General features: G+C 57.6%; 17 protein-coding genes and 1 pseudogene. 11 read left to right on the plus strand and 7 right to left on the minus strand.

The window, feature by feature from the left end; translation table 11 throughout:
- Positions 1 to 4: 4 nt before the first annotated feature.
- Together rhlB and AB4N44_RS22335 are read right to left on the minus strand one after the other, a co-directional pair.
- Positions 5 to 1,483 carry an ATP-dependent RNA helicase RhlB gene (rhlB, locus tag AB4N44_RS22330; RefSeq protein WP_095119383.1) on the minus strand — a complete coding sequence of 493 codons (1,479 nt, stop codon included), beginning with the start codon at positions 1,481 to 1,483 and terminating at the stop codon, positions 5 to 7.
- Between the two features lie 97 nt (positions 1,484 to 1,580).
- Positions 1,581 to 2,237 carry an alpha/beta hydrolase gene (locus tag AB4N44_RS22335; protein WP_095119382.1) on the minus strand — a complete coding sequence of 219 codons (657 nt, stop codon included), beginning with the start codon at positions 2,235 to 2,237 and terminating at the stop codon, positions 1,581 to 1,583.
- Between the two features lie 468 nt (positions 2,238 to 2,705).
- Between AB4N44_RS22335 and AB4N44_RS22340 the strand changes: the two genes are divergently transcribed.
- The 4 genes from AB4N44_RS22340 to AB4N44_RS22355 all read left to right on the plus strand — a co-directional run bounded on the left by AB4N44_RS22340 (position 2,706) and on the right by AB4N44_RS22355 (position 6,866).
- Positions 2,706 to 3,737, plus strand: coding sequence for an amino acid ABC transporter substrate-binding protein (locus AB4N44_RS22340; protein WP_127925921.1), 1,032 nt, complete (start codon positions 2,706 to 2,708; stop codon positions 3,735 to 3,737).
- A gap of 66 nt (positions 3,738 to 3,803) precedes the next feature.
- Positions 3,804 to 4,985, plus strand: a complete 1,182-nt coding sequence (locus AB4N44_RS22345) for an amino acid ABC transporter permease (RefSeq protein WP_007914329.1) — start codon at positions 3,804 to 3,806, stop codon at positions 4,983 to 4,985.
- Positions 4,986 to 4,995: 10 nt separating this feature from the next.
- A complete protein-coding gene (locus AB4N44_RS22350; protein ID WP_007949911.1) occupies positions 4,996 to 6,090 on the plus strand; it encodes an amino acid ABC transporter permease in 1,095 nt (364 codons plus the stop codon).
- Positions 6,091 to 6,101: 11 nt separating this feature from the next.
- Positions 6,102 to 6,866: an amino acid ABC transporter ATP-binding protein gene (locus AB4N44_RS22355; RefSeq protein WP_038357653.1), complete on the plus strand. Its 765-nt coding sequence runs from the start codon at positions 6,102 to 6,104 to the stop codon at positions 6,864 to 6,866.
- 53 nt (positions 6,867 to 6,919) lie between these two features.
- Here AB4N44_RS22355 and AB4N44_RS22360 read toward each other — a convergent pair whose 3' ends face one another.
- Together AB4N44_RS22360 and AB4N44_RS22365 are read right to left on the minus strand one after the other, a co-directional pair.
- Positions 6,920 to 7,408 (minus strand): type II toxin-antitoxin system MqsA family antitoxin, encoded by a 489-nt coding sequence (locus tag AB4N44_RS22360; protein WP_034154577.1) that lies wholly within the window; start codon positions 7,406 to 7,408, stop codon positions 6,920 to 6,922.
- Positions 7,405 to 7,716, minus strand: coding sequence for a type II toxin-antitoxin system MqsR family toxin (locus AB4N44_RS22365; RefSeq protein WP_460107454.1), 312 nt, complete (start codon positions 7,714 to 7,716; stop codon positions 7,405 to 7,407). The genes AB4N44_RS22360 and AB4N44_RS22365 overlap by 4 nt, the downstream gene beginning before the upstream one ends.
- 166 nt (positions 7,717 to 7,882) lie before the next feature.
- Here AB4N44_RS22365 and AB4N44_RS22370 point away from each other — a divergent pair, with 166 nt between their 5' ends.
- The 6 genes and pseudogenes from AB4N44_RS22370 (at position 7,883) to AB4N44_RS22395 (ending at position 11,480) form a co-directional block, all read left to right on the plus strand.
- A complete protein-coding gene (locus AB4N44_RS22370) occupies positions 7,883 to 8,542 on the plus strand; it encodes a FadR/GntR family transcriptional regulator (protein ID WP_127925923.1) in 660 nt (219 codons plus the stop codon).
- Positions 8,532 to 9,836 (plus strand): CynX/NimT family MFS transporter, encoded by a 1,305-nt coding sequence (locus AB4N44_RS22375; RefSeq protein WP_127925924.1) that lies wholly within the window; start codon positions 8,532 to 8,534, stop codon positions 9,834 to 9,836. The genes AB4N44_RS22370 and AB4N44_RS22375 overlap by 11 nt, the downstream gene beginning before the upstream one ends.
- Before the next feature lie 209 nt (positions 9,837 to 10,045).
- Positions 10,046 to 10,516, plus strand: coding sequence for a nuclear transport factor 2 family protein (locus tag AB4N44_RS22380; RefSeq protein ID WP_007909058.1), 471 nt, complete (start codon positions 10,046 to 10,048; stop codon positions 10,514 to 10,516).
- 39 nt (positions 10,517 to 10,555) lie between these two features.
- Positions 10,556 to 10,858 (plus strand): GIY-YIG nuclease family protein, encoded by a 303-nt coding sequence (locus AB4N44_RS22385; RefSeq protein ID WP_008083651.1) that lies wholly within the window; start codon positions 10,556 to 10,558, stop codon positions 10,856 to 10,858.
- A gap of 8 nt (positions 10,859 to 10,866) precedes the next feature.
- Positions 10,867 to 11,094 (plus strand): annotated as a pseudogene (locus AB4N44_RS22390) (phage portal protein); the annotation flags it as partial.
- Between the two features lie 158 nt (positions 11,095 to 11,252).
- Positions 11,253 to 11,480 (plus strand): hypothetical protein, encoded by a 228-nt coding sequence (locus AB4N44_RS22395; protein WP_316917712.1) that lies wholly within the window; start codon positions 11,253 to 11,255, stop codon positions 11,478 to 11,480.
- Between the two features lie 450 nt (positions 11,481 to 11,930).
- On the opposite strand, the gene AB4N44_RS22400 is transcribed toward AB4N44_RS22395, so the two are convergent.
- Positions 11,931 to 12,314, minus strand: a complete 384-nt coding sequence (locus AB4N44_RS22400; protein ID WP_150749651.1) for a DUF6124 family protein — start codon at positions 12,312 to 12,314, stop codon at positions 11,931 to 11,933.
- Between the two features lie 533 nt (positions 12,315 to 12,847).
- Between AB4N44_RS22400 and AB4N44_RS22405 the strand changes: the two genes are divergently transcribed.
- Complete coding sequence (locus AB4N44_RS22405) at positions 12,848 to 13,783, plus strand: glutathione S-transferase family protein (protein WP_123451880.1); 936 nt, start codon at positions 12,848 to 12,850, stop codon at positions 13,781 to 13,783.
- A gap of 102 nt (positions 13,784 to 13,885) precedes the next feature.
- On the opposite strand, the gene AB4N44_RS22410 is transcribed toward AB4N44_RS22405, so the two are convergent.
- Positions 13,886 to 14,236, minus strand: a complete 351-nt coding sequence (locus tag AB4N44_RS22410; RefSeq protein ID WP_127925927.1) for a glutaredoxin family protein — start codon at positions 14,234 to 14,236, stop codon at positions 13,886 to 13,888.
- On the minus strand, positions 14,236 to 15,240 hold the full coding sequence (gene yejK, locus AB4N44_RS22415; RefSeq protein WP_007909053.1) for a nucleoid-associated protein YejK: 1,005 nt from the start codon (positions 15,238 to 15,240) through the stop codon (positions 14,236 to 14,238). Before yejK ends, AB4N44_RS22410 begins: the two co-directional genes overlap by 1 nt.
- Positions 15,241 to 15,253 lie beyond the last annotated feature (13 nt).

Below are 15,253 nucleotides of genomic sequence, written 5' to 3' on the forward strand. Positions count from 1 at the left end.
TCGTTTACTGCGGACGCTTGCGCTCAACCGCACGCAACAGATGCGTCGGCGGCGTTTCACAGCTGATCTTGCGACCGAGCTTTTCTTCGATGGACGGCAACTGGTAGGAGTCGTCCTCACCGGCGAAGCTGATCGATACGCCATCGGCGCCAGCACGACCGGTCCGGCCGATGCGGTGCACGTAGTCGTCCGGGACTTCCGGCAGGGTGAAGTTGATCACGTGGCTGATGCCGTCGATGTGGATGCCGCGACCGGCCACATCAGTGGCGACCAGTACGCGAATCTTGCCTTCGCGGAAACCTTCCAGAGTCTTGATGCGCTTGTGCTGCGGCACGTCGCCGGACAACTGCGCCGCATTCACACCGTCGCGCACCAGACGTTCTTCAATGCGGCGGACTTCGTCCTTGCGGTTGGCGAAGACCATCACCCGCTCCCAGCCATTATCGTTGACCAGGTTGTAGAGCAATTTGTACTTGTCGGCACCGGCCACGGCGTAGATGTGTTGCTCGACGTTTTCGCTGGCGACGTTGGTGACTTCGATTTCGACGATGGACGGATCGGTCGTCCACTGCTTTGCGAGGTTCATCACGTCTTCGGTGAAGGTCGCGGAGAACAGCAGGGTCTGACGCTCGGACTTCGGTGGGGTCTGACGAATGATCTGGCGTACTTGCGGGATGAAGCCCATGTCGAGCATGCGGTCGGCTTCGTCCAGCACCATGACTTCGACCATGTCCAGATGCACGTCGCCGCGCTGGTTGAAGTCGAGCAGGCGGCCCGGGGTCGCGACGAGAATGTCGCAGTGTCGCGCTTCGAGGTGCTTGAGCTGCTTGTCGAAGTCCATGCCGCCAACAAACGTCATGACGTTGAGGCCGGTGTACTTGGTCAGGTCGGCGGCGTCCTTCGCGATCTGCACCACCAGCTCACGGGTCGGCGCGATGATCAGCGCACGGGGTTCGCCCATGTAGCGTTCTTTCGGCGGCGGCGTTTGCAGCAACTGGGTGATGATCGAGATCAGGAACGCGGCGGTTTTACCGGTGCCGGTCTGCGCGCGGCCAATGGCATCTTTGCCGGCGAGGGTGAAGCCCAGCACCTGCGCCTGGATCGGCGTGCAATACGGGAAGCCCAGATCCTGAATGGCGTGCATCAGTTCTGGCGACAGTTTGAAATCATGGAAGCGGGTTTTGCCTTCCTGTGGCTCGACGACGAAATCTTCGAGTTTCCACGGAATAACCGGTGCCTTGGGCTTCGGTTCGCGGCGCGGTCTGGCCGGTTTCGGCGCTTCGCTGCGGGCAGGTTCGGCGGCGATTGACGCGGCCGGTGCAGGTTGCGGTTCTGCCTTCGGTGCCGCTACGTGAGCGGGGCGGTCGGCCTGTGGGGCATCGCTGCGATGACCGGGGGCGTGCGACGGCGCACTGGGAACTGGCGCGAGCTGCTCAGCCTCGCTTTTACCGAACATCTTCTTGAGTGCTTTGAGCACGGTCATCTCATCAATTGGTTAAGGAATGTACGCCGGCCAGTGTAATGCAAGAAACGGGCGCGGCGTAGGGGGAGGGATCAAAGGGCGATTTTAATCTCGACGCTTAGCGCAGACGTTCGCTCAACCAGACGCCGATGTCGCGAATTTCCTCGGGTAACACTTCGTGCTCCATTGGGTATTCCTGCCATGTCACGGTGACACCATGCTTCACCAAATGCTCGTAGGCACTGCGGCCCATCGAGTTCTGCACCACGCCATCGAACTGGCCGTGCAGGCACAGCGCAGGAATCCGCTGTTGACTGGCTGAAAGCTGCATGTCATCGCTGAACGTCGGCGCATAAGTCGACAGAGCAAGTACACCACCCAGTGCGCCTTGCCATTTCACAAAAGCGGTGTGCAAAACGACAGCGCCACCTTGGGAAAAACCGGCAAGGAAAATCCGCGAGGCGTCTATTCCGCTGGCGCGCTCGTTTTCGATCAATTCGATGATGCGATCCGCCGATGCTTCCAACTGGTCACGGTCAATCGCCCGCGCCGGGCTCATGGCTTTAATGTCGTACCAGCTCGGCATGGCATATCCGCCATTTATCGTCACTGGAAGTGTGGGCGCCTGCGGCAGCACGAAGCGCGTGCTCAGCAGGCTTTCCTGCAACGCTTCGGCCACCGGCAAGAAGTCGTAGCGGTCGGCGCCGAGGCCGTGCAGCCAGATCACGCAGGCGTCTGCGGGCTTAACAGGCTGAAGAATCAAGGGCTCGGTCATGTCTGCTCCAAAAATGTGCGGGCGCTCTCATTAAGTGCGTGGTTCGAGTGCGCGTCCGGTTGATCCGTTAAGAAGATGTCGCAAGGTTACAAGTTTTGCTATTGACCTGTCGCCGAATCGATTCCGCGACAGGTGTGGTACGGGCTTTGCTATGGAAGGTTCTGTACGAAGCATCCTACGCGTGGCGGTAACACTATCAGTGTACGACCCGCGACGGGATGGCAAAGAATCCGGTGATGGATGTTCGCCAATGGCCGCTACGGGCGCAGCGAACGTGAAAGGGCTACAGCCCGTTCGGCCGATTGGTGAGAAGTGAGTTGTCCATGATGTGGATTTTCTCCTACTAGACTCATAGCGAAGGTCTTACGTCGGTTGACCCCAAAAAAAGCCAACACGGGTCAACAACGCCTCAAAAGGGTGCGACTGGACTCAAGCTCCGACACAACAAGAGCAAAACTGGAGGTTTGAATGAAGATGTTGAAATCCACTCTGGCGATCGTGACTGCAGCAACAGTTCTCGGCGTCAGCGGGTTCGCTCAGGCGGGTGCAACCCTGGATGGCGTGAAGAAGAAAGGTTTCGTGCAGTGTGGCGTGAGCGACGGTCTGCCGGGCTTCTCGGTACCGGACGCGACCGGCAAGATCCTCGGGATCGACGCTGACGTCTGCCGCGCTGTGGCCGCTGCCGTCTTCGGCGATGCGACCAAAGTCAAATTCAGTCAGTTGAACGCCAAAGAGCGCTTCACCGCGCTGCAATCGGGCGAGATCGACATCCTGTCGCGCAACACCACCATGACCAGTTCCCGTGACGCGGGCATGGGCCTGAAATTCCCGGGCTTCATTACCTACTACGACGGCATCGGCTTCCTGGTAAACAACAAACTGGGCGTGAAAAGTGCCAAAGAGCTGGACGGTGCAACCATCTGCATCCAGGCCGGTACCACCACCGAGCTGAACGTTTCCGACTACTTCCGTGGCAACGGTCTGAAATACACCCCGATCACTTTCGACACCTCCGATGAAAGCGCCAAGTCGCTGGAATCCGGTCGTTGCGACGTGCTGACCTCCGACAAGTCCCAGCTGTTCGCCCAGCGCAGCAAGCTGGCTTCGCCGAAGGACTACGTGGTTCTGCCGGAAACCATTTCCAAAGAACCGCTGGGCCCGGTCGTACGTAATGGCGACGACGAGTGGCTGGCCATCGTCCGTTGGGTAGGCTACGCGCTGCTCAACACCGAAGAAGCCGGTATCACTTCGAAGAACGTCGAAGCGGAAGCCAAGTCGACCAAGAACCCGGACGTCGCCCGTATGCTCGGCGCTGACGGCGAGTACGGCAAAGACCTGAAGCTGCCGAAAGACTGGGTGGTGCAGATCGTCAAACAAGTCGGCAACTACGGCGAAATCTTCGAGAAAAACCTCGGCAAGAGCACTCCGCTGGAAATCGACCGCGGCTTGAACGCCCTGTGGAACAACGGCGGCATTCAGTACGCACCACCAGTGCGCTAATGGTTCTATCGCCCGGCGGGCCAACCGCCGGGTGATGTTCTTGTTCCATTTTTTCCGGGGCACTTCATGCAAAATTCAATCGGCGCACCAAAGCAGAGGCTCAGCCTCAGCGATCCACGAGTGCGTGCGTGGCTATTCCAGATCATCACCGTTGTGGCGGTGGTCTCGCTGGGCTGGTACCTGTTCGACAACACGCAAACCAACCTTCAGCACCGGGGCATTACCTCCGGTTTCGGCTTTCTGGAGCGCAGTGCCGGGTTCGGCATCGCTCAACACCTGATCGACTACACGGAAGCGGACAGCTATGCCCGTGTGTTTGTCATCGGTCTGCTCAACACCCTGTTGGTGACTGTGATTGGCGTGGTTCTGGCGACGATCCTCGGTTTCATCATCGGTGTAGCGCGGCTGTCGCAGAACTGGATCATCAGTAAACTGGCGACGGTGTATGTGGAAGTGTTCCGCAACATTCCGCCGCTGCTGCAAATCCTGTTCTGGTACTTCGCGGTGTTCCTGACCATGCCGGGACCGCGCAACAGCCACAACTTCGGCGACACCTTTTTCGTCAGCAGCCGTGGCCTGAACATGCCGGCCGCATTGGCTGCGGACGGGTTCTGGGCGTTCGTGATCAGCATCGTGGTGGCCATTGTCGGTATCGTGCTGATGACGCGCTGGGCCAACAAGCGCTTTGAAGAAACCGGCGTGCCGTTCCACAAGTTTTGGGTGGGCCTGGCGATTCTGCTGGTGATTCCGACCTTGTGCGCACTGATCTTTGGCGCACCGCTGCACTGGGAAATGCCCGAGCTCAAAGGCTTCAACTTTGTTGGCGGCTGGGTGCTGATCCCGGAACTGCTTGCCTTGACCCTGGCCCTGACCGTGTACACCGCGGCGTTCATCGCCGAGATCGTGCGTTCCGGGATCAAGTCGGTCAGCCATGGCCAGACTGAGGCGGCGCGTTCCCTCGGCCTGCGCAACGGCCCGACCCTGCGCAAGGTGATCATTCCGCAAGCCCTGCGCGTGATCATTCCGCCACTGACCAGCCAATACCTCAACCTGGCGAAAAACTCTTCGCTGGCGGCCGGTATCGGTTACCCGGAAATGGTGTCGCTGTTCGCCGGCACGGTGCTTAACCAGACCGGTCAGGCGATCGAAGTGATTGCCATCACCATGAGCGTGTACCTGGCGATCAGTATCAGCATTTCCCTGCTGATGAACTGGTACAACAAGCGCATTGCGCTGATCGAGCGGTAAGGAAAAGCGCATGAGTACTCATACTTTCAAACCCGACATGCCCCCACCGAACAGCAGCATCGGCGTGGTGGCGTGGATGCGCGCGAACATGTTCTCCAGCTGGCTCAATACCTTGCTGACGCTGTTTGCGTTCTACCTGATTTATCTCGTGGTGCCACCGATCCTCAGTTGGGCGATTGTCGATGCCAACTGGGTCGGCACCACCCGCGCCGACTGCACCAAGGAGGGCGCCTGCTGGGTGTTCATTCAGCAGCGTTTCGGCCAGTTCATGTACGGCTATTACCCGACGGAACTGCGCTGGCGCGTCGACCTGACCGTGTGGCTGGCGGTGATCGGCGCGGCGCCATTGTTCATCTCGCGTGTGCCGCGTAAAGCGATCTACGGGCTGAGCTTCCTGGTGTTGTACCCGATCATTGCTTTCACCCTGCTGCACGGCGGTTTCGGTCTGACCCCGGTGGCGACCAGCCAGTGGGGCGGCCTGATGCTGACTCTGGTGATCGCCACAGTCGGTATTGCCGGTGCGTTGCCGCTGGGGATTGTGCTGGCGCTGGGTCGACGTTCGAACATGCCGGCGATTCGTGTGGTCTGCGTGACCTTTATCGAATTCTGGCGCGGCGTGCCGTTGATCACGGTGCTGTTCATGTCTTCGGTGATGCTGCCGCTGTTCCTGCCGGAAGGCATGAACTTCGACAAACTGCTGCGGGCACTGATCGGCGTGATCCTGTTCCAGTCGGCCTATGTCGCCGAAGTGGTGCGCGGCGGTCTGCAAGCGATTCCCAAAGGTCAGTACGAAGCGGCTGCGGCGATGGGCCTCGGTTACTGGCGCTCGATGGGCCTGGTGATTCTGCCGCAAGCCCTGAAGCTGGTGATTCCCGGCATCGTCAACACCTTCATTGCGCTGTTCAAGGACACCAGTCTGGTGATCATCATCGGCCTCTTTGACCTGCTCAACAGCGTCAAGCAAGCCGCTGCCGATCCGAAATGGCTGGGCATGGCCACCGAAGGCTACGTGTTCGCCGCCCTGGTGTTCTGGATTTTCTGTTTTGGTATGTCGCGCTATTCCATGCATCTGGAACGCAAGCTCGACACTGGCCACAAGCGTTAGGAGTTGTGTAAATGAGTGAAGCAATCAAAAAGCCTGCAGGTCCTGAAGGCATTATTCAGATGCAGGGCGTCAACAAGTGGTACGGCCAGTTCCACGTGCTCAAAGACATCAACCTCAACGTCAAACAGGGCGAGCGTATCGTCCTGTGCGGGCCGTCGGGTTCCGGCAAGTCGACCACGATTCGTTGCCTCAATCGTCTGGAAGAACACCAGCAGGGCCGCATCGTCGTCGACGGCGTGGAACTGACCAACGACCTCAAGCAGATCGAAGCGATCCGCCGCGAAGTCGGCATGGTGTTCCAGCACTTCAACCTGTTCCCGCACCTGACCATTTTGCAGAACTGCACCCTGGCACCGATGTGGGTACGCAAGATGCCCAAGCGCAAGGCCGAGGAAATCGCCATGCATTACCTGGAACGCGTACGCATTCCAGAGCAGGCGCATAAATTCCCGGGGCAATTGTCCGGCGGTCAGCAACAGCGTGTGGCAATCGCCCGTGCCCTGTGCATGAAGCCGAAAATCATGCTGTTCGACGAACCGACTTCAGCGCTCGATCCGGAGATGGTGAAGGAAGTACTCGACACCATGATCGGTCTGGCTGAAGACGGCATGACCATGCTTTGCGTGACTCACGAAATGGGCTTTGCCCGTACCGTGGCCAACCGCGTGATCTTCATGGACAAGGGGGAGATCGTTGAACAGGCGGCGCCAAATGACTTCTTCGATAATCCGCAGAATGAGCGGACGAAGTTGTTCTTGAGTCAGATTTTGCATTGATGGTTTGCGTGTGAATCAAACCCGGCCTTGTGCCGGGTTTGTTTTTTTGTGGGTCAGGAAACGGTGAGGGTTTCGTGTTCCTTGTGTACGGTGTGCGTGAAACCTCGCAGGTCTGCGCCTTCAGCCAAGGTCTGGATATCGACGAGCATGTAGGGATGACGATCCAATAGACGCATCAGCAGCACCAATGCTTTGGGTGGAAGTAACTCGCCGCGTTCGTAGCGAGAGAATGCGTTATGCCCGCCACCAGAGAGCAGTTGCACCGTCTCTTTCTGCGTCAGGTGCAATTTGCGTCGAATACGTTTCATCTCGGCGCCGATCATTTGTCTGCCAGCGAGAACCAGCTCGTCACCGGCATCACAATAACGCTCAGCACTATCGGTGTCGAAATCCCATTCCACTTCACCGCACTTCTGGCACTCCCAACCAGATAAATCGTCTACTCGGCGCTCCATGCCTTTGACACTCAGGGTTTCTCCGCGACCCTGGAAATGCCTCATTCCCTCACGTGCACCGCAGCTGACACATTGCTGGGTTTTCATGGGTTTTTCTCCTTGAAGGAGATTACCGGTGGGCTGCCGCCGGGGCGGTAGGTCACCTTGATGTAAATCTCCTGATCTCGTGAATTGATGTGATACACGTCTTGCCAGATTCGATGATCGTCATAAGTAGTCATCGATTTGTACAACATCCTGGTTTGTAGCTCGAAAACGATCTCTAGCATTTCGCTGAGGTTGAAGCCGAGCTTCTCCGCTGATTTGACCGAAGCTTTGGTGAAAGCTTTTTGACCTAACGGCCTCACCTCAGCCTTGATCACCGCCAGCTCATAATGGGGTGTGTTCTTTTCCATAAGAAACCAAAACCCTGTCCCTGAAATTACCCTTAAAGGGTAATTTTCACCAATCGAAAATACCGCTTCATGTGTCTCCGATTGACCCTAGGTGGTTGCCGTCCTACACGGGTCTGACTAACATGTCAGAAAATTCATCCTATGATTGGATGAAAGGGCGAATCCTATGTCAGACATTTCTCCACTCATCAAACGATCCCTGGTCGATCAGGCCCTGGATCAACTTCGTCAGCGCATCAACAGCGGTGCCTGGCAGGTCGGCGAGCGATTGCCGACAGAACCCGAGCTCTGCGCCGAGTTGGGCATCAGCCGCAACACCGTGCGCGAAGCCATGCGCGTGCTGGCGTTTTCCGGACTGATCGAGATTCGTCAGGGCGATGGCAGTTACCTGCGCGCAGTGGTCGATCCGATGGATACCCTGAAAGCGCTGTCGCAATGCTCGCTGGAACAGGCACGGGAAACCCGCCACATCCTCGAAGTCGAGGCCATCGGCCTGGCGGCGTTACGTCGTACTGAAGAAGACCTCGTCGCATTGCGCGAGGCGCTCGGCACCAGCGGCAGTCACTACCACGGCGATCTCGACACCTACATTGCTTGCGATCTGGTGTTTCACCGCCGTTTGGTCGACGCCGCGCACAACCCGACCCTCAGCGAGCTGTATCGCTATTTCTCCAGCATCGTCGGTGCGCAATTGCGCCAGACCCTGAACATCGTCCCGCGCCGTCAGGAAGTGTTCGACCTGCACATCGCGTTGCTCGATGCGGTCGAGCAAAGCGACCCGGAACGGGCCAAAGCCCTGTCGAGGCAGTTGATCAATGAACCTTGAAACCGAGAAATCCATGTCCCGCAACGAGATATCCACAACCCCCAAGCGCACGGCAGAACTTGAAGAACTGCTGATCGACGCCGAGGCCGATGACGAACAAGTGCAACAAAGCCATCCGCTGGTGCGCCGGCCGTGGTTGTTGCTGCTGGGTCTGATTCTGGTCGCGTTGAACTTGCGTCCGGCGCTGTCGAGCATGGCGCCGCTGCTCAGCGACGTATCCAAAAGCCTCGGCTTGTCGGCGGCTCAGGCCGGTCTGCTGACCACGTTGCCGGTGCTTTGCCTCGGTTTGTTTGCACCCTTGGCGCCTATTCTGGCGCGACGTTTTGGCGCTGAGCGGGTGGTGCTGGGGATTTTGTTGGCGTTGGCCGGCGGTATCATTTTGCGCAGCAACTTCGGTGAGATCGGCCTGTTCGCCGGCAGCGTATTGGGTGGCGCGAGCATCGGCATCATCGGTGTTCTGTTGCCGGGAATCGTCAAGCGCGACTTCGCCAAACACGCCGGCACTATGACGGGCGTCTACACCATGGCGTTGTGTCTGGGCGCGGCGATGGCGGCCGGTTCCAGCGTGCCGTTGAGTGAGCATTTTGGTGGCAGTTGGGCGATGGGCCTGGGCTTCTGGGTGATTCCGGCGTTGGTTGCAGCGGTGTTCTGGCTGCCGCAAGTCGGGCAGAAACATGGCGCGCACAATGTCGCCTATCGCGTGCGCGGTCTGCTGCGTGATCCGCTGGCCTGGCAGGTGACCTTGTACATGGGCCTGCAATCGTCGCTGGCCTACATCGTCTTCGGCTGGTTGCCGTCGATTCTGATTGGGCGTGGACTGACACCGACTCAGGCCGGTCTGGTGTTGTCCGGTTCGGTGATCATTCAACTGGCCAGCTCGTTGGCCGCGCCATGGCTGGCCACGCGTGGCAAGGATCAGCGTCTGGCAATCGTGGTGGTTATGGCACTGACCCTCGGCGGTCTGTTCGGTTGCCTGTATGCGCCGATCGAAGGCCTGTGGGGCTGGGCGATTCTGCTGGGTCTGGGGCAGGGCGGTACGTTCAGTCTGGCGTTGACGTTGATCGTGCTGCGTTCGCGGGATTCCCATGTCGCGGCGAACCTGTCGAGCATGTCTCAGGGCTTCGGTTACACCCTCGCGTCCATGGGGCCGTTTGCGGTCGGCGTGGTGCATGACTGGACCGGCGGTTGGAATGCGGTGGGCTGGATCTTTGGCATCATCGGTACTGGTGCGATCATCGCCGGGCTTGGCGCCGGGCGTGCGCTGTACGTGCAAGTGCAAAGCGAAAAAATCTGAATGCACTGATTTTAAATGTGGGAGCGAGCCTGCTCGCGAAGGCGATTTTACATTCAATATCTGTGTCGACTGACACGCCGCTTTCGCGAGCAGGCTCGCTCCCACATGGGTTTTGCGTGCTGCAGGTATTCGGTGTGCGAATGCCGATAGTGTTTCTGCGCATTGCAGATTATCGTGCTGGCAATCTGTACCTATTTTGGAGATTGCCCATGAGCGAAGCCCACGCCGCGTTGATCACCCGCTTCTACCAGGCCTTCCAGCGCCTCGATGCCGAAGCCATGGCCGCCTGCTACACCGATGACGTAGTGTTCAGCGATCCGGCCTTCGGTGAACTGCGCGGGCGCGATGCCGGCGACATGTGGCGCATGCTCACCACTCGCGCCAAGGACTTCTCGCTGACCTTCGACAACGTCCGCGCCGATGAGCGCAGCGGCGGCGCGCATTGGGTCGCGACCTACCTGTTCAGCCAGACCGGCAACGTCGTGGTCAACGATATCCAGGCCCGCTTCGTGTTCCGTGACGGCAAGATCTGCGAGCACCACGATCACTTCGACCTGTGGCGCTGGTCGCGTCAGGCGCTGGGTTTCAAGGGCCTGCTGCTGGGCTGGACGCCGTTGGTGCGCAACGCCGTGCGTGCACAGGCATTGAAGGGACTGAAGGCATTTCAGGCCGGTCGCTGATAAGATCGCCGCCTGTTTCCTACACGTCTTGATCCCGAAGTGACCAGTCTTAGCGAAAAATCTGTCGATGTCGCCGAACCGGTGAGCAAGTCCTGGTTCGTCTACCTCGTTCGCGCCGCCAATGGTTCGTTGTACTGCGGGATCAGCGATGATCCGGTGCGCCGTTTCGCCAAGCATCAAAGCGGCAAAGGCGCGCGGTTCTTCCTCTCCAGCCCGGCAATGGCGCTGGTCTATACCGAGTTGTGTCGCGATAAAAGCGATGCGCTGCGCCAGGAGCGGCTGATCAAAAAGCTGCGCAAGAGCGCCAAGGAATGTCTGGTCGCGTCTTATCAGTCTGACTGATTGCAACAAAAGACGAGTTCGAGCGCATCAAGAACATCACGCGCAATGACGTGATCGCGGCGTGGCGAATGAACCCAGCGCTGGGGGGGATGCCAGAGAATGCGGCGGGGTTTGGTGATATCGAGAAAATAGATCGGGTTTATATAAATAATTAGATACGACCGATTAGCCAGTTGTTCAAGCAGATGAACAGATCTCTGCGACATGACAGGCAAATTTATTGGTCGGATTTATAGTAAATCAATTATATTAATAGAATTTTAAATCGCAAAATCAACTAAAGACCTGTCAGGTTTGACAGTGGTTTTGATCTTCTTTTAATGACAGGCTAAAGGCTCCAGTCTTACCAATACTAAGACTTTAATTTAACTGGCTAGTGCTTAGGAGCTTCAAAATGTCGAAGACAGCAGAGTTTCCGATCGTGAAAACAGTTGATACGGAGGTGTCCGTTAGGGATAAGTTTGCGAAAGACTATGGGGTGTCTACTCCAATAGTTGAGGTTCGTCTCGACTGGGCGCGAAACATGGCCACGGTTGTTTATGATGATATTCAGCTTAGCGCGCGTGGAGTTGGAACTTACAGCGCGTCCTCAATAGAAAAAACGACAACTATCAAAAGGTGATTGTATTCTTGTCTTTTAGTGTTGGTTTGTCGGTGGGTGCAGAGTTTGCATTTATCAATTAGCGTGTGCTGCTGTTTTTAAAGGCTTTAGGGGTAAGTTGGCGAGAAGTGGATTTAATGGTGTTAGAATTTAGGTTTGGTCACGTCTGAGTCGGTCTAAATGATGGTGAACTGCAAAGCCTGTGATGAGAAAGGTCGGATTGTTTCTCGAGAAGAGCTTTCATTGGAGTTCGCTCGACTTTACTGACAGTGCGGTTCGACTGCATGTGGGCATACTTGGGTCACTAATCTTACATTTTTACGCACACACTCAATCCGCCTGCTCAAGCAGTTGATCGCCTACTGTTCGACCGACTACGAGCTTTACCACGCGAAAAAACAACATGATTTATTTGAGCAACTTAGGTCTTTACCATAGTGGCGAGAGTACACCTCTCGCCACTAATTTCATTTACTCAGTGGGTACTAATTTATCCACAACCTGATTGACTGCCATCTCGGCCACCATGACGATTTGCGCTATGCCTTGCAGTGTTTTACGGCGGGGCCCTTCTAACTGGCCGGCAAAATCATTGAGCATCACACTCGCCGATCCCAAGGTTTCGCACGCGTCGACCAACAGGGATTCGGCGTCCGATTGCGGGTTGGCCATGTAGAGACGGTTGGGTTGATAGGGGGTGTCCATGATCCGGGCCGTGGGTGGACCTAAATAATGGTCGAGTGCGCGTTCGGCGGCTTCGTTGAGTTTTCTCGAATCGGGGGATTCGTATGGCGACGTCGGATGGGTGATGGTTGCCGGGTCTATGACCGGTGGGTTTGGCGTTACTTTAAACATGGTGACTAACCTCTTTGAGGCCGCAAGCCCTAAGCCGCTAAGCGAAAGGGTGGCGGCTATGCGCAAGTTAGCGGACCGGTAGTCACCAAAACCCGGCGCACCCGAAGGTGCCATGCGCACAGCCACCATCAAGTGCAGGCGAATGCCCGACTGGATAGACATGTGCAACCGTAGTGACTAGCTGAGCCGCTAAGCTCGATCACTGGAAATCAGTGACGGTTCCAAGTTACGCAGCCAGTCCAAGGCGCACAAGCCGGCGGATTCTGGCGTACGCGTAGGCAGTGGCGCAAGAATTTGTGGGCCTTTGCGCGTAACACTGAGTGTCTTTAAACGAATCCGAAAAATGGCGTGTAATTACCGACGAGTTCCATGGCTTTATCTGTCAGGCAATTCCCTGGCGCCATGTCTCGATGACACGATCACGGCAGAGCTCTTATCAATCTGACTGATCAGTTCCCATCAGGCAGATCTGTAGGCTGCTAAGCAAATGCACGCTAAGCTGCTGGCTCACTATCTGAGCGGCGGAGCCGAGCATGTCCGAGTTGATTCTGCATCACTACCCGACTTCTCCATTTGCCGAGAAGGCCCGCCTGCTGCTTGGCTTCAAAGGCTTGTCGTGGCGCTCGGTGCATATTTCGCCGGTGATGCCGAAACCGGATCTGACCGCCCTGACCGGTGGCTACCGCAAGACACCGGTGTTGCAGATTGGCGCTGATATCTATTGCGACACTTCGCTGATCGCCCGTCGTCTGGAGCAGGAAAAGGCGTTGCCGGCGTTCTTCCCCGAAGGTCAGGAGTTTACCGCCGCCAGTTTTGCCACATGGGCTGACTCGGTGGTGTTTCAACATGCGGTGAGCCTGGTGTTTCAACCGGAATCGGTGGCGGTGCGCTTCGCCAAGTTGCCGCCGGAAGCGATCAAAGCTTTTATTGCCGACCGCGCTGGTCTGTTCAGTGGTGGCAGCGCCACGCGTTTGTCTGCTGAACAAGCCAAGCACCAGTGGCCGACGATCATGGCGCGGCTGGAGCAGCAGTTGCAGCGCGAGCAGGGCGACTTCCTGTTCGGCGAACCGTCGATTGCCGACTTTGCACTGGCGCATCCCATGTGGTTCCTGAAAGCGACTCACGTCACTGCACCGCTGGTGGATGAGTATCCGGCGGTTGCAGCCTGGTTGGGCCGAGTGCTGGGCTTTGGCCATGGCGCGGCGAGCGCGATGACCTCGGAAGAGGCGCTGGAGGTGGCACGCAACGCGACACCGGCGGCATTGCCGGATGAGCAGTTCGTAGATCCGAACGGCTTCAAGGCTGGGCAGCAGGTGGCGATCGCCGCGACCGATTACGGAGTTGATCCGGTGGTGGGTGAGTTGCTGTTTGCCGGTAGCGAAGAGTTGATCATTCGTCGCGAAGACGAGCGTGGCGGCGTGGTGCATGTGCACTTTCCGCGTTTTGGTTTCCGTATCGAAGCCCGCTAAAGCTCCATTGTGGGAGCGAGCCTGCTCGCGAAAGCGGTATGTCGGACAACAACAGTGTTGAATGATCAGCCGTCTTCGCGAGCAGGCTCGCTCCCACATTGGTTACTTCAGGGCGGCGAGGATTTCGTCCGGGTCAAATCCGCGAATCAACGTACCGTTCACATCAATCAACGGAATCCCGCGCCCACCCAATGCCTCGTACGCCTTGCGCGCCTCGGCATCCTTCTCGATGTCGAACTCCTGGAAGGGAATCCCCTTGCTGTCGAGAAAGCGTTTGGTCTGCTTGCAGTAGCCGCACCAGTCGGTGGCGTAGAGCACGACGTTGGCTTGGGCCCGCGTCTGCTCTGCAACCATCTGCGACGGATTGAACACCCGCTCGATCTTGCCCCAGTTCTGATAGACGACGACCACCAGCAGAACCAGCGCAACCTTCTTCAGCACTTTGCCGAGCATCAGTTACGGCGCTTCAGTTGATCGGTGAGCGACGTTGGCAGGCCTTTGATCACCAGCGTGCCCGCCTCTTCGTCGTACTCGATCTTCGAACCCAGCAGATGCGCTTCAAAGCTGATCGACAGGCCTTCGGCGCGCCCGGTGAAGCGGCGGAATTGATTCAGGGTGCGTTTGTCCGCCGGAATCTCGGGCGACAGGCCGTAATCCTTGTTGCGGATGTGATCGTAGAAGGCTTTCGGGCGTTCTTCGTCGATCAGCTCGGACAACTCTTCCAGACCCATCGGTTCGCCGAGTTTGGCCTGGCTGCTGGCGTAATCGACCAGGGTTTTGGTCTTCTCGCGAGCGGATTCTTCCGGCAGGTCTTCGCTCTCGACGAAGTCGCTGAACGCTTTGAGCAGCGTGCGCGTCTCGCCCGGGCCGTCGACACCTTCCTGGCAGCCAATGAAGTCGCGGAAGTATTCCGACACCTTCTTACCGTTCTTGCCCTTGATGAACGAGATGTACTGCTTGGACTGCTTGTTGTTCTGCCACTCGGAGACGTTGATCCGCGCCGCCAGGTGCAGTTGGCCGAGGTCGAGGTGGCGCGACGGGGTCACGTCCAGCTCATCGGTCACCGCCACGCCTTCGCTATGGTGCAGCAGGGCGATGGCCAGGTAGTCGGTCATGCCTTGCTGATAGTGGGCGAACAGCACATGGCCGCCCACCGACAGGTTCGATTCTTCCATCAGCTTCTGCAGGTGCTCGACCGCGACCTTGCTGAACGCGGTGAAGTCCTTGCCGCCTTCCATGTATTCCTTCAGCCAGCCGCTGAAGGGGAATGCACCGGATTCCGGGTGGAACAGACCCCAGGCTTTGCCCTGTTTGGCGTTATAGCTCTCGTTGAGGTCGGCGAGCATGTTCTCGATGGCTGCAGACTCGGCCAGTTCCGTGTCACGGGCGTGCAGAACTGCGGGTGTGCCGTCGGGTTTTTTGTCGATCAGGTGGACGATGCAATGACGGATCGGCATGGGCTTCTCGGCT

This window comes from Pseudomonas sp. S3_C06 (assembly GCF_054667675.1).